Raw genomic sequence first — 22,988 nt, forward strand, 5'->3', positions numbered from 1 at the left:
GTGCCGCTATCGCTGGATCTGTCGAAGAATCGAATCGGAGGGGCTCGTGTCTGAACCCGTTTCCCCGGCCGGCCGCCGCCGCCTCGCGGTACTGGGGTCTCCCATCGGTCATTCGCGCTCGCCCCTGCTGCACACGACGGCGTACACCCTGCTCGGTCTCCCGTTCGACTATTCCCGGGCCGAGGTCCGCTCGGGCGAGCTGGCCTCGTGGCTCGTCTCCCTCGACGACAGCTGGCTCGGGCTCAGCCTCACCATGCCGCTCAAACGCGAGGTCGTCCCGCTGCTCGACACGACCTCGTCGCTCGTCGACGACCTCGGCGTCGCGAACACCGTGCTGTTCACGGCCGACAATGGCACGCGCCGGTTGCACGGCTTCAACACCGACGTCGACGGCATCGTCCGTACGGTTTCGACGCTGGACTCTGCTCGACCCTCCTCTGCCGCGATCCTCGGCGGTGGTGCGACGGCAGCCTCGGCACTTTACGCGGCTCACGCGCTCGGCGCGGGGGAGATCACGGTCTACCTGCGGGATCCCGCCAGGGCCACCGACCTGTCGGCCCTCGGCGACCAGCTCGGGGTCCCCGTGCGGGTTCGGCGGCTCGACGAGCTGGACGCGGCCGGCCCGCTCTCCTTCGTCATCAGCACGCTGCCGGGCGGGGTTGCGGACGGCCTCGACCTCCGGCCCCTTGACGCCGGTTCCATCCTCTTCGACGTGGCGTACGACCCGTGGCCGAGCCCGATCGCCGAGGGTTGGGGTGCCGCAGGCGGCGTCGTCTTCAGCGGGCTCGACATGCTCGTCGAGCAGGCGATCAGCCAGGTGCGCATCTTCACCGGCGGGAAACAGGACCAACCCCTGCACGGTGAGGCGGGCATCCGCGCTGCCATGCGGTCGGCCGTCGGCCTTGCGCCCGCGCACTCCCCGGCAGGGGGAGAGGCCTCATGACCGGCGCGACGGCACGGTCCTCTGTGCGGATGCGCTCGATCGTGCTCGGCGAGGGCAGGCCGCAGATCTGCGTTCCGTTGGTCGGGGCGACGATCGCCGAACTCGCGGCGGCCGCCTCCGGACTCATCGCCGGGGACTATGACCTCGTCGAACTCCGGATCGACTTCTTCTCCGAATCGGATATCCCAGCGGCCGTCCGGGAAGCGATCGCCGTCGTGCGTGCTGCCCTTCCGGAGGGCGTCCCGGTGATCTTCACCTTCCGCACGAAACGGGAAGGCGGGCAGCGGGACATCCTCCCGGAGGCCTACGCCGACCTGCTCGGGCTGGCGATCGCCGCCGGGGTCGATGCGGTCGACGTCGAACTCTTCACCGAGCGGTCGTGCCTGCTCCGCATCGTGAGCGCGGCCCACGAGGCGGGCGTCCTCGTCGTGATGTCCTCGCACGACTTCGAGTCCACGCCGCCGCGGGCCGAGATTCTCGCACGCTTCGCGGAGCAGCAGGCACTCGGGGCGGATGTGCTCAAGCTCGCGGTGATGCCGTCGAGCCCGCGCGATGTCCTCACCCTGATGGACGCGACCGCCGAGTTCGTCGCCGAGCAGGCCCGGCGCCCGGTGATCGCGATGTCCATGGGGGGACTCGGCGTGGTGTCGAGGCTGGCCGGGGAGACCTTCGGTTCCTGTGTCACCTTCGGTTCCGTCGGAGCCTCGAGCGCCCCGGGCCAGATCGAGGCCAGCGAGTTGCGGGCCGTCCTGGACCTGGTGCACGGAGCCCGGTGACCGGGCCTGCTGAGCCCCGCCAGATCGCTGTGTGCTAGATCGCGGTGTCGTCGAGCTCGAGGGTCGATTCGCGTTCGCGGAAGATGTTCAGCTGGCGACGCCGGTACTCGGAAAACATGCTGCCCACCTCCGACGGTGCCAGGGTCTGGCCGTGCTCGGGTTCGTCGGCGTGCTTCAGGCTCTCGGTGTACGCGACGTTCTCGGTGCGCTCGGTGCGCTCGGTGTGCTCGGTGTGCTCGTAGTTCTCCGCGTGTTCGGACTTCTGCGGCAGGTCGGAGGATTCGTGGTTCATGGGGATACCCAATTCTTTCTCTGGGGTGAGTGTGGGGGAACTGCTGCGGCGGCGAGCGAACCGGGGACAACCGGCAGTGGTGCCGGGCGTTCCTGGTGAGCGCTCTCAGCGCGTGGTGTGGGCCGATGGGTGGCGCAACGGATGATGTCGCGAACCGACGTGAGGCGAAGCCTGGAGTCGTTCCCGCATCAGTGGTCCTTCCGTGATGAAGCGGTTTCTCGGGTGCGGCAGTACGGCGGGTTACCGAACGGCCGACGGGGATCCTGAAGCACTTCATCGGGCGGAGGAGCTTTGGAGGAACGTTATGTGATTCACTCCGAGATGTCAACGGCCGGATATCGGCGATCCATGAGATATTTCTGAGTATCACCGTGTCTCAGGCGAGGTCTCTGTCGTGCGGGAATAGGAAACCCCCGATCGAGGTTGGGTACGATATCCATGCAAATGCATTGAAAATACTGCCCGAGAAAATGCAGTAAACACTCAGAGAGGCTGACCATGCAGTTCGGAATCTTTTCGGTCGGGGACCTGACAACCGACCCGACCACCGGCCGTACCCCGACCGAGCAGGAGCGCATCAAGGCGATCCTGACGATCGCCCAGAAGGTCGAAGAAGTCGGACTCGACGTGTTTGCAACCGGTGAGCACCACAATCCGCCCTTCGTGCCCTCGAGCCCGACCACGATGCTCGGCTACATCGCGGCCAAGACCGAGCGCATCATCCTCTCCACGGCGACGACCCTGATCACGACGAGTGACCCGGTCAAGATCGCCGAAGACTTCGCGATGCTCCAGCACGTCGCCGACGGCCGGGTGGACCTGACCCTCGGCCGCGGCAACACCGGCCCGGTCTACCCGTGGTTCGGCCAGGACATCCGCCAGGGCATTCCCCTCGCGCTCGAGAACTACGCGCTCCTGCGCCGGCTCTGGACCGAGGAATTCGTGGACTGGGAGGGCCAGTTCCGCACCCCGCTGCAGGGCTTCCAGTCGACGCCCCGCCCCCTGGACGGCGTCGCGCCGTTCGTCTGGCACGGCAGCATCCGCACCCCGGAGATCGCGGAGCAGGCCGCATTCTACGGCGACGGCTTCTTCGCCAACCACATCTTCTGGCCGGCCTCGCACACCGCGAAAATGGTCGGGTTCTATCGCCAGCGCTTCGAGCACTACGGCCACGGCACCGCCGAGCAGGCGATCGTCGGACTCGGCGGCCAGGTCTTCATGCGCAAGAACTCGCAGGACGCCGTGAAGGAGTTCCGCCCGTACTTCGACAACGCGCCCGTCTACGGCCACGGCCCGAGCCTCGAGGAATTCACCTCGCAGACGCCGCTCACCGTCGGCAGCCCGCAGGAAGTCATCGACCGCACTCTCGGCTTCCGGGACTACGTGGGCGACTACCAGCGCCAGCTGTTCCTGATGGACCACGCCGGACTGCCGCTCAAGACCGTTCTCGAACAGCTCGATCTGCTCGGTGAAGAGGTTGTGCCCGTGCTGCGCCGCGAGTTCGCGAAGAACCGTCCGGCAACGGTTCCGGATGCCCCCACCCACGCGTCGCTCGTTGCTGCGGCGGCCGCGGCTCCCGTCGGCGCATCCGTCGGCGCTCCGGTCGAGGTGGCCTAGCCATGACGGAACGCACCCGTACCATCGCCGTCGTCACCGCAGGACTCAGCCAGCCGTCCTCGACGAGGATGCTCGCCGACCGTCTTGCGGAGGCGACCTCCTCCCGCCTGGCCGAGAAAGGCATCCCCGCCGAGGTCAGGATCTTCGAACTGCGCGACGTCGCCCTCGACGTGATGAACAACATGCTCACCGGGTTCCCGAGCCCGAAGCTCGATGCGGTGATCGAAGCCGTGACCGGCGCGGACGGGCTCATCGCCGTCACCCCGATCTTCACGACCAGCGCGAGCGGCCTCTTCAAGTCGTTCTTCGACGTCATCGACAACCGGTCGCTGACCGACATGCCGACGGTCATCGCGGCGACGGCGGGCACCGCACGCCATTCCCTGGCCCTTGACTACGCCATCCGCCCGATGTTCACCTACCTGCACGCGGTCGTCGCCACCACCGCGGTGTTCGCCGCATCGGAGGACTGGGGAAGCGGCGCGGACACGGTCAAGACGCTGCCCGACCGCATCGACAGGGCGGCCGGGGAACTCGCGGCTCTCATCGCGGCATCCGATCGCTCGAATTCCGTGCGCGACCCGTTCACGATCGACGCGTCCTTCAGTCCGACGGGCGGATTCCAGCCCTCGATCTGACCGGTTCCCTGCGAGAATGGGGGAATGCCCGCACCTACCGCTCTCCCCGCTGATCCCGAGCTGCTCGCGCAACTCCTGCTCGCTCGTCGCGCGACCGCGTTCTTCGCGCACGAGCTCAACGGGTTGTCGAACGTCGACCTCGACGGCGACTCGCTGTTGCCCGGCTGGAGCCGCCGTCACGTGATCGCCCATGTCGCATATAACGCGAGGGGCATCGTACGACTCGTGACCTGGGCGCGCACCGACGTCGAAACGCCGATGTACGTCTCGAACGCGGCTCGCGACAGCGACATCGCCGCCGGGGCCGAGCTCGACCGCGACGCCCTGCGGACCCTCTTCGACGTCGCGACCATCCAGCTCGACGCCGCGTGGCGCCGGCTCACCCCCGAGACGTGGAGCCACCCGGTCCGGACCCCGAGCGGCCGGGAGATTGCCGTGTCCGAGACCGTGTGGATGCGCAACCAGGAACTCTGGGTGCACACGATCGACCTCGCGACCGGCGCATCCTTCGCCGACGTGCCGGTCGAGGTGCTCGATCGCCTGCTCACCGAGATCACCTCGGCCTGGGCGACCCGGGGTGACGGGGGAGACCTCGTGCTCTCCGTCACTGATTCCCACGACGAGCGCAGGTTCGGCGACCTCCATTCCGCGCATCCCATCGTCGTGTCCGGCAGCCTCGCTGGCCTCGTCCAGTGGGCGACCGGGCGTGGCGGTTCCGGCGTGGGTTCGAGCGCCGGGACTCCGGCCGACCCGCCTCGGTGGCTCTGAGCCCAGCTGAACGATCCTGCTGAACGATCGCGCTGAACGATCCCGCCGCGTGGCAGACTGGTACTCGAAGCAACGGGGGCTGACAGTGGACGATCCGCGCGCGAACATGCAGGACAACCGACTGATCGCCCTCGGCGCGCCGCGTGCCGACTGGACGAAGACACCCGGGCGCTCGCTCGGATTCTGGATCACCCTCGCCGGATTCGTCCTCGCTCTCGTGCTCCCGTTCTGGGGAGTCATCGCTGTCCTCGTCGGGCTCGCATACTCGATGCGCGCGCTCCGGGTCATGCCCGCCGGCGTGCACGGCCGGGGCCTGGTCCTGATCGCGCTGGGCGTCGCGGCCGTGACCGTCGTCGTCGTCGTGGCGCGCGGCATCCTCGGGGCCTGAACCTCTGGGCCTGTTCGCACTCCGTTCGCCGACCGCGTAACCGGGGGTTTCCCAGCATGAGGCGGGAATGAAACCCACGGCCTGACGTTGAGTTGAGTCAATAGCACTCAAGTTTCAAGATCAGGAGGTCTCGTGCCTACATTCTTCGGTCCCGCGGATTCCGGTAACGGTTCGTTCGACGAGTTCATCGCCCGCTACCTGCAGGGCCAGCAGGGTGCTGCACCCACAGGGCGCCCGATCGACATCACCCGGCTGCTCAGCCGCCGCACCCACGAGGTGCTCGCCGAGGCCGCCCAGTACGCGGTCGAGCACGGGCACTCCCACGTCGACGTCCTGCACATTCTCCGGGTCCTCGTCCTGCGCGAACCGGCCGCCCAGGCGATCCGGAATACCGGCACAGACCCCGCGGCCCTCGCCCTGGCCGCCGAGCAGCGCCTGCCGGAGCGCTCCGCCCCGACCGGAGACGCGACGCCGGGACTCACCCCCTCCGCCCAGCGCGCCCTCCTCGACGCGCACCAGATCGCGCGCGCCTTCGGGTCGACCTACATCGACCCCGAACATCTCTTCTTCGCCTTCGTGGTGAACGAGGACTCCCCGGCCGGCCAGGTCCTCGCTGCGGCCGGCGTCACCCAGGAATCCCTGCAGGCCGGTGCACGCGAGCCGCAGGCGGATGCGACGGGCCAGGACCCTGCCCCGGCATCCGCTTCGGAAACGCCGATGCTCGACACCTACGGCACCGACCTCACGGCCCGGGCCCGCGACGGGAAACTCGACCCGGTGATCGGCCGTGCCGACGAGATCGAACAGACGATCGAGATCCTCTCCCGGCGCACCAAGAACAACCCGGTTCTGATCGGCGAGGCCGGCGTCGGCAAGACCGCCGTCGTCGAAGGGCTCGCGCAGGCCATCGTGGCGGGAACCGTGCCGGAGCAACTGCGCGGCAAGCGCGTCGTGGCACTCGACCTCGCGGCGATGGTCGCCGGGACCCGGTACCGCGGCGACTTCGAGGAACGCCTCGGTAAGACCATGGACGAGATCACCGCGCACAGCGGCGAGCTCGTGATCTTCATCGACGAGCTGCACACGGTCGTCGGCGCCGGCGGATCCGGCGACGGCGGCATGGACGCCGGAAACATCCTCAAGCCGCGGCTGGCTCGCGGTGAGCTGCACGTGATCGGCGCGACGACGCTCAAGGAGTACCGCAAGGTCGAGAAGGACCCGGCCCTCGAACGCCGTTTCCAGACCGTGCGGGTCGGCGAGCCGAGCATCGACGACGCGGTGAGCATCCTCGCGGGGCTGCGCGGCCGCTACGAAGAGCACCACGGCGTGCGCTACACCGACGAGGCGCTGCGTGCCGCCGTCGAGCTTTCCGCACGCTACGTGTCCGACCGGTTCCTGCCCGACAAGGCCATCGACCTGATCGACCAGGCCGGTGCCCGGCTGCGCCTGACCCTCGGCTCCCTGCCCGACCGTGAGGCCCTCGAGGCCCTGCGTGCGCGCGTGGTGACACTCGAGGAGGCGAAGAGCGCCGCCGTCCTCACCGAACAGTACGAGGAGGCCTCCCGGCTCCGGGACGAGATCGAGACGGTCCAGGCACAGCTGCAGCTCCAGGAAGACCCCGCCCAGGCCGTTGCAGCAGAGGCCGTCGTCGGCGAGGCCGAGATCGCCCGCGTCATTGCCCGCGCGACGGGCATACCCGTCGCCCGGCTCACCGCGGACGACCGTTCCCGCCTCGGCCTGCTCGAGGCCGAGCTGCACGAACGCGTCGTCGGACAGGACGACGCCGTCACGCTCATCGCCAAGGCGGTGCGCCGCAATCGCACGGGCATGAACGATGCCGGCCGACCCGTCGGCAGCTTCCTGTTCCTCGGGCCGACGGGCGTCGGTAAGACAGAGCTCGCCAAGGCCCTCGCTGAATCGTTGTTCGGCGACGAGCACGCGATGGTGCGCTTCGACATGAGCGAGTTCGGCGAACGGCACACCGTGAGCCGGCTCGTCGGGTCCCCTCCCGGCTACGTCGGCTACGACGAGGCCGGGCAGCTGACCGAGCGCGTGCGCAGGAACCCGTACTCGGTGATCCTGCTCGACGAGATCGAGAAGGCCCACCCCGACGTGTTCAACCTGCTGTTGCAGGTGCTCGACGACGGCCGCCTGACCGACGGCCAGGGTCGCACCGTCGACTTCCGGAACACGGTCATCATCATGACCTCCAACCTCGGCTCCGAATTCCTCGCCAGCCGGAGCGGCGCCCTCGGCTTCACCGCCCAGATCGATGGCGGGGCCGACAACGGCTTCGGCTCGGAGAAAGCGCTCCGCGACCGGGTGATGGGCAAGCTCCGCGAGGCGATGCGTCCGGAGTTCCTGAACCGGCTCGACGAGATCGTGCTGTTCCGCAAGCTCGACGCGCCGCAACTGCACGACATCGTGCGGATGCTGCTCGCCGGGACGCGCACCCGGCTCGCCGCCCAGGGCTTCGCCCTGACCGTGAGCGAGGACGCGATCGACTGGATCGCCACGCGGGGCTACGAACCCGAGTACGGTGCCCGGCCGCTCCGCCGCGTGATCCAGCGGGAACTCGACGACAAGATCGCCGACCTCCTCGTCGGCTCTGACCTGCTGGCGAGTACCGGAGTCGAAGTCTCGGTTGCTGACGGCGCACTCGTCGTCGCGGCCGCGGCATCCGCGCCGGCGCAGCCGCTGCCCCTGGCCGCGTAAGGAGTCGCTGCGGAGTCGCCGCCAGGCTGGTTCAGCCCCTGGCGGCGATCCCGGCGGCGATCTCCGCGGCGATCTCCGTGTCGGAGCGGGCATTGAACACACCCCACATGATGTGCGTCGGGCCGCTGCCGTCGCTTCCGGGGGCCGCGGCCCGCGCGGTCCACCGGTTGGCGATGGCGGCGCGACCGAGGTCCCCGAGGGAGTCGGCGATCCGGGCCTTCCGGAGTTTTCCGGCCACGACACTGCCGTCCTCGGCGAGTCGCCAGCCGCGATCGCTCGCGAGCACGCGTCCGATCTCCTCCTCGGTGAGCCAGCGCGAAAAACTGCGACCGGGCGGGTCGATATCGGTGAGTTTCATGCTCGAAACTGTACCCAGCTTTCCGGGTAAGCGATTGAGAACCCCAACTGGTCAATCACAGCGATGACGGCTGTTGGACAGATCAGTGGTCCTGGAGGAGGCTGAAGTCATGGAATACACACACCTCGGTCGCTCTGGTCTTTCCGTCTCCCGACTGTGCCTCGGCACCATGAACTTCGGGCCGCTCACGCCGGAACCGGAGGCGCACTCCATCATGGACTCGGCGCTCGCCTCGGGAATCAACTACTTCGACACGGCGAACGTCTATGGCGGCGACCTCGGGCCCGGGGCCACCGAGTCCCTCGTCGGCCGGTGGTTCGCGCGCGGCGGCGATCGCCGGGAGCGGACCGTGCTCGCCACCAAGCTCTACGGGACGACCTCGGACTGGCCGAACAACGGCAGGCTCTCGGCCCTCAACATCCGCCGGGCCCTCGACGCGAGCCTCCGGCGACTGCAGACGGATTACATCGACATCTACCAGTTCCACCACATCGACAGGGAGACGCCCTGGGACGAGATCTGGCAGGCCATGGAGACGGCCGTCGCCCAGGGAAAGATCCTCTACGCGGGCAGCAGCAACTTCGCCGGCTGGCACATCGCCACGGCCCAGGCGGAAGCGCGACGTCGCAACTTCACCGGCCTGGTGAGTGAGCAGTCGATCTACAACCTCCTCACCCGGGACCTCGAGCTCGAAGTGCTCCCGGCGGCGCGAGCGAACGGGCTCGGTGTGATCGCCTGGTCCCCGCTGCAGGGCGGCCTCCTCGGGGGAGTGCTCGGCAAGGAGCGCGACGGCAGACGGCGCCTCGAAGGGCGCTCTGCCGAGACGCTTGCCGCGCACCGACCGGCCATCCAGGCCTTCGAGGACTTCGCCGCAGACCTGGGGCACGAGCCGGGAGACGTGGCCCTGGCCTGGCTCCTGCACCAGCCGGGAGTGACGGCGCCGATCATCGGGCCGCGCACCCAGGCCCAGCTCGACGACGGTCTCCGGGCGCTCGACGTCACCCTCGATGCCGCAGCTCTGGCCCGTCTCGATGAGATCTTCCCCGGGCACAAGCCGGCCCCTGAGGACTATGCCTGGTGACCAACCCCGCAACAGGTCCCGCAACAGATCCCGCAACAGATCCCGCAACGAATCCCGCAACGAACACTGCAGAACCGCCAGCCCCGTCAACCGCTCAACGAAGGAAGCCATGCCGACCCGAATGATGCAAACCCGAATGATCGCCGACCGAACCGTGAGCGCGATCGGACTCGGCGGAATGCCGATGTCGATTGAAGGACGACCGGATGCGGCCAGGTCCGTCGCGACGATCCACGCGGCCCTCGACGAGGGCGTGACCCTGTTCGACACCGCGGACGCGTACCACCTGCACGCCGACGAGGTCGGCCACAACGAAACCCTCATCGCAGGAGCGATCGCGTCGTGGGGCGGGGACACCAGCGACCTGCTCGTCGCGACGAAGGGCGGGCACCTGCGCCCCGGTGACGGCACCTGGTATGTCGACGGCCGCCCTGAACACCTCAAGAAGGCCGCGGAGGCCTCACTCGCGCGGCTCGGCGGCGACGCGATCGGCCTCTATCAGTTCCACCGGCCGGACCCGGCGGTGCCGTACGCCGATTCCATCGGGGCGCTCGTCGAGCTCCTCGACGCCGGCACGATCCGCCTCGCCGGCATCTCCAATGCGAACGTCGATCAGATCCGGCTCGCCCGCGAACTGCTCGGCGGGCGCCTCGCGAGCGTGCAGAACCAGTTCTCTCCTGCGTTCCGCAGCAGCGAACCGGAGCTCGAGCTCTGCACCGAACTCGGAATCGCCTTCATCCCCTGGAGCCCGCTCGGTGGGATCTCCTCTGCGTCCCGGCTCGGCGAACGCTTCGCGCCGTTCCAGCAGGTAGCAGCAGACCGAGGGGTCAGCCCGCAGGTCGTCTGCCTGGCCTGGCACCTCGCGAAGTCCCCTGTGGTCATCCCAATCCCCGGCGCCTCGCGGCCGGAGAGCATCCGGGATTCGGTTCACGCTGCCGGCATCACGCTCACGACTGAGGAACTGGCGCTGCTGGGCTGATCCCCGCGAGCTGGGTGAGGAACGCCGTGGCGGCCGGGCTGGGCTCGTCCGCCACGGCGACCGCGGCCGTCCACGGCGGCATCGGATCCTCGATCTGAATGGCTCGCAAGAGGTCAGGGCGCTTCGCTGCGAAACTCTCCGGCACGATCGCGACACCGAGGTTGTAACCGACGAGGTCGAGCATCGGATGCACGTCGTTGACCTCGAGCGCGGCCCGGTAATCGAACCCGGCAGCAGCGAAACCGCGGCGGGCGAGGACGTGTGCGCCCCAGCCTGCGGGGAACCCGACGAGTGACTCGGCATGCAGGGATGCGAGGTCGACGGAGCCCCTGGCCGCGAACGCGTGATCGGGATGGCAGAGCACGATGAGCCGCTGCGTGCTGAGCGGACTGAGTCGGACGCCGGGAGTCTGGTCGCCGACCGAGACGACAAGGGCGACGTCCGTGCGGCCGTTCGCGACGCCCTCGATGAGCTCGAGCGATCCGGCGTGCCTGAGACGTACGTCGACCCCTGGATGCGTCATGCGGAAGCGGGCGAGCTCTCCCGGAAGGTCCACCGAGCCCAGGCACGGCTCGGCGCCGACGGTCAGGCTCCCCAGCATGAGGCCGCGCACAGCCGCAACGGCGTTCTGGGCCGCGGTGGCGCTCGCGAGCGTGCGCAACGCCTCGACCAGGAAGGCCTGTCCGGCGACCGAGAGTTCGACGCTGCGGGTGCTGCGGATGAAGAGTGACGTCCCGAGCTCGCTTTCGAGCGCCCGAACGGATGCCGACAGACCGGATTGTGAGATCTGCAGGATCTCGGCGGCCCGGGTGAAGTGGCGTTCCTCGGCGACGATCGCGAAATGTTCGAGCTGGCGGAGTTCCATTCAGCAAGGCTAGTGCCTCACGCGAGGCCATTCACAGGTGCGAGGACTGGATCCACCGCCTCGTCTTTTGCCGTTCCGGGGTCGATAATGTCTCGGAAGCGCGGGCCCGACGGCGGGCACGCCCCGGTCTGGAGGTCTCAGATGACAACGCTCAACCCCTATCTCTCGTTCCGTGATTCGGCCAGGGCGGCCATGGACCTGTACGAGTCGGTCTTCGGCGGCACGGTCACGCGCAGTACCTTCGCGGAGCTCCACGCCAGTGAGGATCCTGCGGAGGGCGACAAGATCATGCACTCCGCTTTGACGACGGACGGCGGGATGGTCCTGATGGCGGCGGACACACCGAACAGCATGGATCTGACACCGGGCACCACTATGTCGGTCTCGCTGAGCGGCGACGACGAGGCGGAACTGAGCGGCTACTTCGAAAAACTGTCTGCCGGCGGGACCGTACTCCAGCCGCTTGCGAAGGCGCCGTGGGGAGACAGCTTCGGGATGCTCGTGGACCCGTTCGGCGTGAGCTGGCTGGTCAACATCTCCGGATCGGGCAGCACAGCGCCCGAGTGACGTTCAGGCGCCGGGCTGGACGTCGAGGCTGATCGAGTCGTCTTCCGTGCCGTCGACAAGGCGCTGCAGGGCGTTGCGGACGAGGAGGCCGCGCATGGTGTCGCGGTGCGCCCGCGCCTTCGGCAGGAAGTGCGGCACGTACCCGTAGACGGCGTGGCTCTTCTTCGAGCCGAGGTACGGACCAGGGGGAGTGTCGGCGAGCGGTACGAACGGGATGCCCAGAAAGTCCCGCATCTTGCGCAGCGGGCGGTCGTCGACGATGGACACAATGTGCTTGATCCGGTGCACGAGCGCGGAGAGGTACATGGCGCGGTAGAGCTGCACGCTCACCGCTGCTTCGCCGCGACGGTAGTCGGGGAGGACGGCGACGGTGCCGATGTCCCAGATCTCGGTCGGATCGGTGATCGCGTGAAAGCGGAACGCCTCATCGAGTTCCAGATTGAACGGTTCCTGGGCGGCATCGTTGAGGCTCTTGAGTCCATGCGGGGAATCCTCGATGATCCGCAGCACCCCGCTCGGCGTGCCGGTGTCCCTGTCGATGGAGATGAAGAATGTGCTCGTGCCCTCGTACGCGCCGTACTCGTCCGTCATCTGCGCGGCATCGTTGCCGAACGTCGCCTCGAAGACAACACGTTCCACGTGCCGGCCGACGTTCGAAAACGGGCTCCGGCCGTCGACCTCGATCGCGACCAGCCGGTAGTGCTCCGGGAGGTCACGCGTGCGCGCGGCGAGCAGCCGCACGGTGAGGTCCTCGAGCTCGGCATCGCTCAGGTCGTATCGGGGGCTGAACACCTCGGCGCCGATCACGGTATCGGTGTCGCGGGTCGGCACTAAAACTCCTTGTATTCGGCGCTGGCACTGCCGAAGAAACGCGTGGTGTATTCGACGGCCACGAGGGGGTCGAACGGCTTGCAGGTGTAGATGTCGACACTGTAGAAGAGCACCGGTTGTTCCCACGCGTAGAAATGCGCCCCCGACGTTTCCCAGTGAGTCCACCCGGCCCAGCCGTACAGATCGCTGCGATGCGTGACCGGTTCGATCAGGCCTTTCATGTCGAGCACCGGGGCAAGCCCTGACAAGTAGTCCGTGATCTGCACTGCGCTGATCGGTTCGGCGGGGTAGGCCTCGATGACAAGACGCTGCCGGTAAATGGTTGGTGCAAGGTCGCGCATGAAAGCCATTCCCCCAGTGATGTGATCAAGAGCTTGGGGAAAGGAATCCCCGGCGGCAGCCGTTTCATCAGGGCGACATTGGAACCTGAGACTGAGCGGTGCTGCCTCACTGTACGCCCCCCAGACATCCATCGGGGTCCGAGGGCACGTCCGACAGTCTGGACGAGTCCCCGGTGGGTCCCTTTTCTTCACCGCGATGCCGGTGCACACTGAGCGAATGCGCAGGCTTTCCGTCACGAGACACCCGGGAAAGGGGCCGGTTGCGCCGCCCATTTTCGGGGCCGCGCTGCTGGTGATCCTTGCAGTGGGCCTTCCCCTCGCGGCCATCCAGGTAGCAGGTGCGATCCGACCGGACCCGGCGGCATCCGCCCCGTCCGGCATCCCAGCGGTTTCCCCGACCGCGGCCCCACTCCGGTGCCGACCGTACCGGCCCAATCGTCGCGGGCCCAACCGTCACCGGCGATCAGGGCGCTGGATTCGGACAATCCGATTTCCGATCCTGCCTGGTTCGTGCAGGCATACGAAGCCGGGTTCCGGCTCTACATCCTCAGCTCCACCGAGTTCGGCACGTGCACGCCTCTCGCCCGCACCCAGGCGCAGCTCGCGATGGCCATCGACGCCGGTCTCGCGATCGCCGCGTACACCAGGGATCCGCGCTGCTGGCGGGAGGGGATCGCGGCGACGGGCTCCTTCCGCATCCGGCTCCAGTTCTTCGCCCTCGACATCGAAACGGGCGGCCCGCCGCTCACCCGCGCCATGATCACGGGCGTCCAATCCACCGGAGTGCGCCCCGTCGTCTACACCGGCGCGCGGATGTGGGACGACATCATGGGCGCGGGAACGACGGAGTTCTCGGACGTCGCCCTCTGGGATGCCGTGCCCGTCCAGCCGGGCTCGACTGCCGTGGCCGGCCTCCCTGACGACCCCGTCGATCTCCTCTCGCCTGCACCGATTCCGTTCGGTGGCTGGAACGCGTCCGGGAATCTCCGAGTCGGTGTTCAGCAGCATTTTGAACGGGTCTTCAACGGCGTCAACATCGATGTGAACACCTTCGCGAGGTCATTCCTGTACTGATCGGGAAGCGCGCACCGGAATGGGCGCCGCACCGCGTATCATGGCGGCGTGAAGCCCTACCTGCTCTTGGCCAGCCGTCCGGAGGACGAAGCCGCCGACGACGAGTACGAGGGTTTCCTGAGCGCCGGCGGCCTCACCCCGGAGGACCTGCACCGGGTCAGGCTCGAGGCGGCGCCACTGCCGCCGATCCGGCTGGACGACTACTCCGGCATCATCGTCGGTGGCAGCCCCTTCAACGCCAGCGACCCCGCGGCGACGAAGTCCGCCGTCCAGCTCCGGGTCGAGCGGGAACTCCAGTCGCTCCTCGACCTCGTCGTCGCCCGTGATTTTCCCTTTCTCGGAGCCTGTTACGGCATCGGGCTGCTGACGACACACGGCGGGGGTGTCGTCGACGGAACGTGGCCGGAGGACGCCGGCCCGACGAGAGTGCGGCTGACGCAGGAGGGAGCCGCCGACCCCCTGTTCGGTATCCTCGAGCCCGACTTCGAGGCCTTCGTCGGACACAAGGAGGCATGCACGGTCCTCCCGCCCGGCGCCGTACTCCTGGCCACCGGAGAGGATTGCCCGGTCCAGGCCTTCCGGGTCGGACGGAACGTCTACGCGACCCAGTTCCACCCGGAGCTCACCAATGCGAGCATCCTCACCCGCCTCCGGATCTACCGCGACAACGGATATGTCAAGCCGGATGCCTGGACCGGAGTCATCGCGAGCATCGCGGCGGCCACGGTGACGCAACCGGCGAACCTGATGCGTGCCTTCGTGCGGCGCTTCGGCACCGAATAAGCTGCGCCACCAAATAAACTGCTACGAATGCCAACCTCACTCGCGACCCCGTATGAAGACCTGCTTCGCCACACCCTGGCGACGGGCACCGCCAAAGCCGACCGGACCGGGACCGGAACCACGAGCATCTTCGGCGCCCAGCTCCGCTTCGACCTTCGTGAGGGCTTCCCGCTCATCACGACGAAGCGCGTGCACTTCAAGTCGATCGCCTACGAACTCCTGTGGTTCCTGCGCGGCGAGAGCAACGTCGGATGGCTCCGGGAACACGGCGTCAGCATCTGGGACGAGTGGGCATCGGAAACCGGAGAACTCGGTCCCGTCTACGGAGTGCAATGGCGCTCCTGGCCCACCCCCGACGGTGGTCACATCGATCAGATCGCCCAGGTGATCGAGACCCTGAAGACAGACCCGGATTCGCGTCGCATGATCGTGTCGGCCTGGAACGTCGCGGACATCCCGTCGATGGCCCTTGCACCGTGCCACGCGCTCTTCCAGTTCTACGTCGCCGACGGCCGCCTGTCCTGCCAGCTCTACCAGCGCAGCGCCGACCTCTTCCTCGGCGTCCCCTTCAACATCGCGAGTTATGCGCTGCTGACCCACCTCGTCGCCGCCCAGGCCGGCCTCGAGGTCGGCGACTTCATCTGGACCGGCGGGGACTGCCACATCTACGACAACCATCGTGACCAGGTCACGGAGCAGCTGACCCGTGCCCCGTATCCGCTCCCGACGCTCCGCATCACGGGCGAACGCGCGAGCATCTTCGACTACGGGTACGAGGACCTCGAGGTCGTCGGCTACCAGCACCACCCCGCGATCAAGGCACCCGTTGCCGTCTGATCCCGCCCGTCACACTCCCGTGATCGCACTGGTCTGGGCGCAGGCGCACGACGGGATCATCGGCAGCGCCGGTTCGATACCCTGGCACCTTCCCGAAGACCTCGCGCATTTCAAGGCCGTGACGGATGCCGCGACGGTCGTGATGGGTCGTCGCACGTGGGATTCCCTCCCCGAACGATTCCGGCCGCTCCCCGGGCGACGGAACATCGTCGTCACCAGGGACGCCGACTGGGCCGCTGCCGGAGCCGAACGCGCCGGGTCCGTGGACGATGCCCTCGCTGCGGACGACTCGGCCACAGATCCGGCCACGACGATCTGGGTGATCGGCGGAGGCGAGGTCTACCGCGAAGCCCTGGCCCGCGCCTCACGACTCGAGGTCACCGAGCTGGACCTCGCCGTGCCCGGCGACACGAGGGCCCCCGCGGTTGACGGGGAGTGGACGCGTGCCCACGCCTCGGAATGGATGGTCTCGAGGACCGGCATCCGCTTTCGCTTTGTCGGGTACGAGCGGCCGGTTCCGCGGAACTGACGTCTCTTCGGGCACGGACATCTCTTCACGAGCTGACGTCTCCGGCGGCACCGGCTTCTCCTGCAGCGCGGGAGCCACGGGCGCCACGGTGACTCGGCGTTCCGGACTCCTCCAGCGTCCGCTCGACGGCGTCAGGAATGCCTGGGGAAGGGTCGCCAGGCAGATCGCCGCGTCGACCACACGTACGAGTGGGAAGGCGAACCCGAGCAGCAGATAACTCGGCCGGCGGGTGACGGCGACGACGAGCACGGTCAACAGGTAATCGGGCACGAGCACGCCGAGCAGGATCAGGGTCGGCGGAATCGCGTCCGTCAGCCGCGTGGCGATGCCGGACGGGTCCGTCGACGTCGCCTCCCAGATGACCGCGCCGACCGATACGACGAGCAGCGGCAGGAACAGCAGCATCATCACACTGCTCGTCACGAGCTCGAACACGTGGAGCGCCAGCGCACCCCAGAACCAGCCGAGCCGGAATCCGTGGCGGCGCAGCGTCTGCCAGAACCCCAGGGTCCAACGCCGGAGCTGCCGGGTGTAATCGTGCAGGTTGTCCGGATCCTGGGTCGAGGCCCTCGCGATCGAGGGGTGGAATGCGATCCGGCCGAGCTTGCGCGCGTGCACTTCGAACGTCATGTTGAAGTCCTCGATCGCGAGCCCGGGAGGATCGATGTCGATGCTTCCGAGGACCCGGCTGCGATACATGCTCGCGAAACCGGGAACGATGGAGATCACGTTCGCGAGCCTGGCGGCCTGACCGTACTTGAGCAGGTACTGCACCATGACGTAGAAACGTTCCCGGTATGCGACCAGGAATCGGCCCATCATCGTCGCGGGGGGAGGATCAGCGATCGTCGACGCACACGCTGCAACCGCGACGACCCCCGGATCCTGGAAGCACGGCAGGCCGGTCAGCAGGTAGTCGGGGGCCAGCACCGTGTCCGCATCGAGGAGCACCACGACCGGGAACCGGCGTGCCAGTTCGAAATGGTCGATTGCCGCGACGAGCGCGCCGGCCTTTCCGTGATTCGACTCGAGTTCGAGCACGTTCGCTCCGCTGGCTCTCGCGAGGTCCGCGGTCCGGTCTGCTGAGGCGTCCGAAACGACGAAGACGTGTCCAACGGGCACCTGGCCGGTTGCGGAACCGATCGTCGCGGCGATCACTTGTTCTTCGTCGTGGGCGGCGACCAGGACCGCGACCTCGTCCGCGGAGATCAGCGGGTCCTGCGATCGATCGGGCGACCGGCGGCGGCTGCTCTCGACCACGGCACGGATGAGACCGACCGTGGTCCAGAGCAAGGTGTTGATTCCCACAACAAGAATGAAAATGACGAAGAACGTAACCATCTGTGCCCCCGGGGTGAAATCGAACGTCCCACACTGGAACCGGAGACGCCACGTCGAGACTGTCGGTGTTGACGTGCACGAAGCTACCCGAGGCCGGAGGGGACCGCTGGCCCTGTCACCCGGATGGGGCGACCCATGTGGTTAACCACATCCGGGTGTGGGTTGCCCCCGGAACGCGCCGCGACGTGTTTTCCGGATGCATGCAGTTACAGGCATTTATGAGTGAGGATGATGGAGAAGTGACTTTTCCGACGAGTACCTCCAATTTTCGTGCCGCCCGCGATCAGCTGCTGCGCCTCTGGGACGGCCACGCCCGTGCCGCCGCGGAATTCCGCTGGCCGGATGTCGGCGCGTCATTCAACTGGGCCGTCGACTGGTTCGACGTGATCGCGGCCGGCAACGACAACATCGCCCTGTGGATCGTCGAGGAGGACGGCCGTGAGCTGAAGGTCACTTTCGCGGAGATGTCCGCACGCTCCAACCAGGTCGCGGCGTGGCTCACCCAGCAGGGCGTCGGCAAGGGCGATCACGTGATGCTCATGCTCGGCAACCAGGTCGAACTCTGGGAGCTCATGCTCGGCATCATGAAGATCGGCGCCGTGATCCTCCCGACATCGACCGTGCTCGCCGCCGGCGACCTCGCCGACCGCGTGCAGCGCGGCGAGGTGGACTGCGTCATCGCGAATGCGGGTGACGCCGCCAAGTTCGCGGAGATCGACGGCGATTTCCGGCGCATCTGCGTCGGCGGCACGGTTCCCGGCTGGGCTCACTACGCCGACGCCGCCCTGCTGTCCACGGCGCCCGTTCCCGTGGCCGTCGGTTCGGACGACCCGTCGCTCATCTACTTCACCTCGGGGACCACGAGCAAGCCCAAGATGGTCGTGCACACCCAGACCTCGTACCCCGTGGGCCATCTCTCCACGATGTACTGGCTCGGGCTTCGTCCCGGCGACGTGCACCTCGCCATCAGCTCACCGGGCTGGGGCAAGCACGCCTGGAGCAGCTTCTTCTCGCCCTGGATCGCTGAGGCCACCGTCTTCGTCTACAACTACGGCCGGTTCGACCCGCAGGCGCTCACGGCCCAGCTGCACCGCGCCAAGGTCACGACGTTCTGTGCGCCGCCGACGGTGTGGCGGATGCTGATCCAGTCCGATGTGGGCGAGAAGCCGGTCGGCCTCCGCGAGATCCTCTCGGCGGGTGAACCGCTCAACCCCGAGGTGATCAGCCAGATCCAGCGTGCCTGGGGGCTCACGATCCGCGATGGGTACGGCCAGACCGAGACGACGGCCATCGTCGGCAACGTGCCGGGGTCCGTCCTCAAGGCCGGGTCCATGGGCCTGCCCCTGCCCGGTGTCGCGATCACCCTCGTCGATCCGATCACGGGAGGCGTCGCAGACGAGGGCGAGATCTGCCTCGACCTCGCCGAGCCCGCCGTCAACCTCATGGCCCGGTACCACGGCGACCCGGTCAGGACCCAGGCCGCGCTCCGGGATGGCTACTTCCACACGGGCGACGTCGCCACCCGGGACGACAACGGCTACATCACCTTCATCGGCCGCACGGATGACATCTTCAAGTCCTCCGATTACAAGGTCTCCCCGTTCGAGGTCGAAAGCGTGCTGCTCGAACACCCCGCCGTCGCCGAGGCCGCGGTCGTCCCCGCCCCCGACGACACCCGACTCAACATCGCCAAAGCGTACATCCACCTCGCGGCCGGCTGGGCACCCGACAGCGCGACCGCTCTCGCCGTGCTGCGCCACGCCCGCAACGGGTTGCCGCCGTACATGCGGGTGCGGCGTATCGAGTTCTTCGAACTGCCCAAGACGAGCTCAGGCAAGATCCGCAGGGTCGAGCTGCGGGCGCGCGAGAACGATGCCGCAGAGCAGCAGCTCCGGCTTCCGGAGGAATGGCGCGACGACCAGTTCCCCGAGCTTAAGCGTTCGTCGAAGAGCTGATCCGCGCGCCCGCGAAAGCGGGTGAAACGTCGTACTGAGCTCGGCATACCGACGACTCACCCGCTTTCGCGAACGGCGGCGGGGACGGGAACGGGGGCGAGCAGGGCGTCGATCGCTGCGAGGGGGATCGGCAGCCAGTCGGGCCGATTGAGTTTTTCGTAGACGACCTCGTAGAGAGCCTTGTCGAGTTCGAAGGCGCCGAGCAGCGGGCGTTGCTCTCCGAGGCTCCTGCCGGAACGTTCGCTGTACCCGGCAAGGAACGCCCGACGGCAGGCCTGTGCCCACCCGGTGACGACACCGGTCCGCTCGGGAGCTTCCCGCGCCACGGTTCCGGCCGCGTAGGAGAACGACCTCAGCATCCCGGCGACATCCCGCCAGGGCACGTCGACACGGGTCCGGTCCTCGAGAGGAGTGAGCGGTTCGCCCTCGAAATCGACGAGCACCCAGCCCCTGCCCGGAACGAGCAGCACCTGGCCGAGGTGCAGGTCCCCGTGGATGCGCTGCAGCCTCGGCCAGGACACCTCGGCCGCTGCGGCGAACACCGCCTCGATCGCCGGGGCGTACCGGTCGAGTGCAGGCACCTCCGCGATCGCGCGCCGGGCGCGGGCGCGCAGGCCGTCGAGGACCGTGCCGACGACCTCAGCGGTCGGCTCCGCCGTCGGCATCGCGTCAGCGAGGTCGGCGTGGACTGCCGCGGTCGCGACGCCGAGGCTCCGCGCCCGCGCAGTGAAGTCCTCGTTTCTCCGTGCCGCACCGAGTACCACCCGCCAGGCGTCTTCGACGCCGGGCAGGAACTCCTGGGCGAAAGCGAGGTGGCCGCGCGCGGTGCCGCCAGGCGCGCGGGGGTCCGCCCAGTCCCCGACGATGCAACCGACGGGAAGGGGAACGAAGTGCGAGCCGGCGCGGGCGAGTGCGGACTGCACGGTGACGTCGGGGTTGTCGCCGTGGTGGAGCGCCCGGAAGACCTTGCAGATCACGGGAGTGAGTGCGCGACCGTCAGGACCCGCGAGTTCGTAGATGATCGAGGTGTTGGACTGCTCTCCCCGGAGCACGTGACTCGACACGACGGTCGGCTCGACACCCTCCGGCGCGACTCCGTCGCCGGGTACACCTCCGGGTACACCGCCGGCGAGGCCGTTGGGAAGGGTCTCGCCTTCCGCGACCGAGCATCCGTCTGCACCAGGGCCTGACGTGCCGCGACGCAGGATCAACAGGAGCAGCGCCCGCGCATAGGCCGGATCCGCCGGAGCGTCATAGACGAACTTTCGCCGCCCGTCCGCTCCGGTAAGGGTCGTGATGAGGGCCGCCTCGCCGCCAGGGAGAGCCACCTCCCGCTCGGTCACGGGAAGCTGGTAGACCGTCCGGCGAGGGTCGCCGGCGTCGACGACGCAGTCGGTGCGGATCAGCACCCCCGGCTCGCCGGAGGGCAGCGACCAGCCGCCCACGCGCGCCAGCGCCACCGGGCGGCCCGTGTCCGCGAACCAGCGCTGGCGGGCGGCCCAGGAGCTCACATCTTCGGGCACTGCGGATCCGAGGCCATTCCCAGTCATGCCGCCAGCGTACGCCAGCGGCAGAGTGTGGCCCGCAGACATCCTGATCAGCTTGGAAACACCAGTGCCCAGCCGATGTTCATGGGGCAGAACTGTCATTTGACGGCGTATTCACAGGAAAGTGATAGCGTCCGGAAAGCCCTGATCCATAACTTCGATCCCGGTGGGCCCCACGGAGAGTCCCCGGAACCGGAGACTCATGTTCTATACCTACCTGCGTCGGGAACTCGCGGGCCGTCGCAAGCAGACCGCCATCGTCGCGATCGGCATGGCCCTCGCCATCGCGCTGGTCATCATCGTCAACTCGGTGTCGAGCGGAGTCCAGCTCGCCCAGGCATCCGTTCTCGAGTCCGTGTACGGCGTCGGCACCGACATCACCGTGAGCCAGGCCCCTGCTGCCGCCGCGACGCCGGGCACCGGAAACGGCGCGCCCCAACGCTTCGACTTCGGTTCGGCGGACGGTGCCGCAGCGGACGGAACCACGACGATCAGCCGCAGCAGGCTCACGGCTGAACGCGGGACGGAGACCTTCGCCTCGACCGGTCTCGACTCGGTGCGCGCGGTTCCGAACGTCAGTGCGGCCGCTGCGACGCTCCTGCTGAGCAACTCCACCTTCAGCGGCGCCCTCCCGACCCGCAGCCAGGGCGCCACCCGGCCATCGACCGGCCAGGGCGCTCCGTCAGGCCAGAGCGCTGAGACGCCGTCGACGGGTGGCCCCGACGGTGCGGGCGGCAGCTCGTTCAGCGTCGACTCCTTCACCGTGCTCGGGCTGAACCCGGCCGACGCAGCCGTCGGCCCGCTCTCCGCCGTGACGCTCACAGCCGGGCGCTCGCTCGCGAGCACGGATGCCGGTGCGAACGTCGCCGTCCTCGACGCGAGCTACGCGACGACCGCCTCCCTCGCCGTCGGCGGCACCGTCGCTATCGCGGGCACCGACTTCAGCATCGTCGGGCTGGTCTCCGCGGCGACCTCGGACAGCGCGACCGCGGCCAATGTCTACATTCCGCTCGACGTCGCCCAGTCCCTCGCGGCCCTGCCGAGCCAGGTCTCCAACATCTACGTGCAGGCGGCGTCGTCGACGGACATCAACCAGGTCCAGGCGGACATCAGGACCGCACTGCCCGCAGCGACCGTCAAGACCCAGGCGGACCTCGCGTCGAGCGTATCCGGGTCGCTCGCGAGCGCATCGAGCCTCGTCTCCAACCTCGGGTTGTGGCTCTCCCTGATCGTCCTCGCAGCGGCGTTCCTGATCGCGATCCTCTTCACGATCTCCGGGGTCACCCGGCGCACCCGTGAGTTCGGAACGCTCAAGGCGATCGGGTGGTCCAACGGCCGGATCGTGCGCCAGGTCGGCGGCGAATCGCTCGTGCAGGGCCTGATCGGCGGCGTCGTCGGGATCGCCGTCGGGCTCGCCGGGATCCTCGTGATCAACATCATCGCCCCGACGTTGACCGCAGGGGCCTCGACGGCCGTGCAGGCGGTGGGCCGCGGGGCCGGGGCCGCCGGCGGCGCGGGAGGTGCGGGAGGCGCAGGCTTCGGCCCTGGCGGTGGCGGATTCGGTGCCGCAACCCAGGCGGCCACCCAGTCGAACATCGTCCTGACGGCGCCCGTCACGGTATCCGTGATCCTGATCGCGGTCGGACTCGCCGTTCTCGGCGGCCTGCTCGCCGGAGTGATCGGGGGGTGGCGAGCCTCCCGGCTCCGGCCGGCGGAAGCCCTGCGCAGCATCGCGTAGCACTGCCTGCGTCACCCGATTCGAT

22 protein-coding genes and 1 pseudogene are annotated in these 22,988 nt (G+C 68.1%); 16 read left to right on the forward strand and 7 right to left on the reverse strand.

Features of this window, described 5'->3' with window-relative positions; translation table 11 throughout:
* Nucleotides 1-46: 46 nt before the first annotated feature.
* Entirely contained in the window at nt 47-943 is an 897-nt protein-coding gene (locus RHM57_RS05380; RefSeq protein ID WP_322140757.1) for a shikimate dehydrogenase, read from the forward strand.
* The gene (gene aroD / locus RHM57_RS05385) at nt 940-1,719 is read left to right on the forward strand and encodes a type I 3-dehydroquinate dehydratase (RefSeq protein WP_322140758.1); all 780 of its coding nucleotides are present in this window, start codon (nt 940-942) and stop codon (nt 1,717-1,719) included. The genes RHM57_RS05380 and aroD overlap by 4 nt, the downstream gene beginning before the upstream one ends.
* A 34-nt stretch (nt 1,720-1,753) precedes the next feature.
* Here the strand turns inward: aroD and RHM57_RS05390 are convergent, their stop codons facing one another.
* The gene (locus RHM57_RS05390; RefSeq protein ID WP_134448844.1) at nt 1,754-2,011 is read right to left on the reverse strand and encodes a hypothetical protein; all 258 of its coding nucleotides are present in this window, start codon (nt 2,009-2,011) and stop codon (nt 1,754-1,756) included.
* Between the two features lie 498 nt (nt 2,012-2,509).
* Between RHM57_RS05390 and RHM57_RS05395 the strand changes: the two genes are divergently transcribed.
* The 5 genes from RHM57_RS05395 (at nt 2,510) to RHM57_RS05415 (ending at nt 8,137) form a co-directional block, all read left to right on the forward strand.
* On the forward strand, nt 2,510-3,628 hold the full coding sequence (locus RHM57_RS05395) for an LLM class flavin-dependent oxidoreductase (protein ID WP_134448845.1): 1,119 nt from the start codon (nt 2,510-2,512) through the stop codon (nt 3,626-3,628).
* A gap of 2 nt (nt 3,629-3,630) precedes the next feature.
* A complete protein-coding gene (locus RHM57_RS05400) occupies nt 3,631-4,266 on the forward strand; it encodes an FMN reductase (protein ID WP_134448846.1) in 636 nt (211 codons plus the stop codon).
* 24 nt (nt 4,267-4,290) lie between these two features.
* Entirely contained in the window at nt 4,291-5,034 is a 744-nt protein-coding gene (locus RHM57_RS05405; RefSeq protein WP_134559994.1) for a maleylpyruvate isomerase family mycothiol-dependent enzyme, read from the forward strand.
* A 49-nt stretch (nt 5,035-5,083) separates the two neighbouring features.
* The gene (locus RHM57_RS05410) at nt 5,084-5,422 is read left to right on the forward strand and encodes a hypothetical protein (protein ID WP_322189615.1); all 339 of its coding nucleotides are present in this window, start codon (nt 5,084-5,086) and stop codon (nt 5,420-5,422) included.
* A 132-nt stretch (nt 5,423-5,554) separates the two neighbouring features.
* Complete coding sequence (locus RHM57_RS05415; protein ID WP_322189616.1) at nt 5,555-8,137, forward strand: ATP-dependent Clp protease ATP-binding subunit; 2,583 nt, start codon at nt 5,555-5,557, stop codon at nt 8,135-8,137.
* A gap of 31 nt (nt 8,138-8,168) precedes the next feature.
* Here the strand turns inward: RHM57_RS05415 and RHM57_RS05420 are convergent, their stop codons facing one another.
* On the reverse strand, nt 8,169-8,495 hold the full coding sequence (locus tag RHM57_RS05420) for a hypothetical protein (protein ID WP_134448850.1): 327 nt from the start codon (nt 8,493-8,495) through the stop codon (nt 8,169-8,171).
* A 109-nt stretch (nt 8,496-8,604) separates the two neighbouring features.
* Between RHM57_RS05420 and RHM57_RS05425 the strand changes: the two genes are divergently transcribed.
* On the forward strand, nt 8,605-9,576 hold the full coding sequence (locus tag RHM57_RS05425; protein ID WP_134448851.1) for an aldo/keto reductase: 972 nt from the start codon (nt 8,605-8,607) through the stop codon (nt 9,574-9,576).
* Nucleotides 9,577-9,700: 124 nt separating this feature from the next.
* Nucleotides 9,701-10,555, forward strand: coding sequence for an aldo/keto reductase (locus RHM57_RS05430; RefSeq protein ID WP_322141114.1), 855 nt, complete (start codon nt 9,701-9,703; stop codon nt 10,553-10,555).
* Here the strand turns inward: RHM57_RS05430 and RHM57_RS05435 are convergent.
* Nucleotides 10,524-11,420: a LysR family transcriptional regulator gene (locus RHM57_RS05435; RefSeq protein WP_322136044.1), complete on the reverse strand. Its 897-nt coding sequence runs from the start codon at nt 11,418-11,420 to the stop codon at nt 10,524-10,526. The two genes, RHM57_RS05430 and RHM57_RS05435, sit on opposite strands and share 32 nt — an antisense overlap.
* 141 nt (nt 11,421-11,561) lie before the next feature.
* Between RHM57_RS05435 and RHM57_RS05440 the strand changes: the two genes are divergently transcribed.
* Complete coding sequence (locus RHM57_RS05440) at nt 11,562-11,987, forward strand: VOC family protein (protein ID WP_134448853.1); 426 nt, start codon at nt 11,562-11,564, stop codon at nt 11,985-11,987.
* A 3-nt stretch (nt 11,988-11,990) separates the two neighbouring features.
* On the opposite strand, the gene RHM57_RS05445 is transcribed toward RHM57_RS05440, so the two are convergent.
* Complete coding sequence (locus RHM57_RS05445) at nt 11,991-12,818, reverse strand: hypothetical protein (RefSeq protein ID WP_134560002.1); 828 nt, start codon at nt 12,816-12,818, stop codon at nt 11,991-11,993.
* Nucleotides 12,818-13,159, reverse strand: coding sequence for an S-adenosylmethionine decarboxylase (locus tag RHM57_RS05450; RefSeq protein WP_198413440.1), 342 nt, complete (start codon nt 13,157-13,159; stop codon nt 12,818-12,820). The genes RHM57_RS05445 and RHM57_RS05450 overlap by 1 nt, the downstream gene beginning before the upstream one ends.
* A 510-nt stretch (nt 13,160-13,669) precedes the next feature.
* On the opposite strand from RHM57_RS05450, the gene RHM57_RS05455 reads away from it, so the two are divergent.
* From RHM57_RS05455 to RHM57_RS05470, 4 genes are read left to right on the forward strand one after another with little or no spacing between them, the layout of a single operon-like run.
* The gene (locus RHM57_RS05455) at nt 13,670-14,233 is read left to right on the forward strand and encodes a hypothetical protein (RefSeq protein ID WP_322136043.1); all 564 of its coding nucleotides are present in this window, start codon (nt 13,670-13,672) and stop codon (nt 14,231-14,233) included.
* Between the two features lie 48 nt (nt 14,234-14,281).
* Nucleotides 14,282-15,016: a glutamine amidotransferase gene (locus RHM57_RS05460; RefSeq protein ID WP_134448857.1), complete on the forward strand. Its 735-nt coding sequence runs from the start codon at nt 14,282-14,284 to the stop codon at nt 15,014-15,016.
* Nucleotides 15,017-15,043: 27 nt separating this feature from the next.
* Complete coding sequence (locus tag RHM57_RS05465) at nt 15,044-15,853, forward strand: thymidylate synthase (protein WP_134448858.1); 810 nt, start codon at nt 15,044-15,046, stop codon at nt 15,851-15,853.
* 19 nt (nt 15,854-15,872) lie between these two features.
* Nucleotides 15,873-16,382 (forward strand): dihydrofolate reductase, encoded by a 510-nt coding sequence (locus tag RHM57_RS05470; RefSeq protein WP_166787364.1) that lies wholly within the window; start codon nt 15,873-15,875, stop codon nt 16,380-16,382.
* Between the two features lie 375 nt (nt 16,383-16,757).
* Here the strand turns inward: RHM57_RS05470 and RHM57_RS05475 are convergent.
* Nucleotides 16,758-17,723 (reverse strand): annotated as a pseudogene (locus tag RHM57_RS05475) (glycosyltransferase family 2 protein); the annotation flags it as partial.
* Between the two features lie 239 nt (nt 17,724-17,962).
* Between RHM57_RS05475 and RHM57_RS05480 the strand changes: the two are divergent.
* Nucleotides 17,963-19,678 carry an AMP-binding protein gene (locus RHM57_RS05480; protein ID WP_241985080.1) on the forward strand — a complete coding sequence of 572 codons (1,716 nt, stop codon included), beginning with the start codon at nt 17,963-17,965 and terminating at the stop codon, nt 19,676-19,678.
* Nucleotides 19,679-19,734: 56 nt separating this feature from the next.
* On the opposite strand, the gene RHM57_RS05485 is transcribed toward RHM57_RS05480, so the two are convergent.
* On the reverse strand, nt 19,735-21,228 hold the full coding sequence (locus RHM57_RS05485; protein WP_166787354.1) for a maltokinase N-terminal cap-like domain-containing protein: 1,494 nt from the start codon (nt 21,226-21,228) through the stop codon (nt 19,735-19,737).
* Between the two features lie 199 nt (nt 21,229-21,427).
* On the opposite strand from RHM57_RS05485, the gene RHM57_RS05490 reads away from it, so the two are divergent.
* Nucleotides 21,428-22,963: an ABC transporter permease gene (locus RHM57_RS05490; protein ID WP_322189617.1), complete on the forward strand. Its 1,536-nt coding sequence runs from the start codon at nt 21,428-21,430 to the stop codon at nt 22,961-22,963.
* The last annotated feature ends 25 nt before the right edge of the window (nt 22,964-22,988 follow it).

This window comes from Cryobacterium sp. 10S3 (assembly GCF_034344045.1).
GTDB classification, from domain to species: domain Bacteria; phylum Actinomycetota; class Actinomycetes; order Actinomycetales; family Microbacteriaceae; genus Cryobacterium; species Cryobacterium glucosi.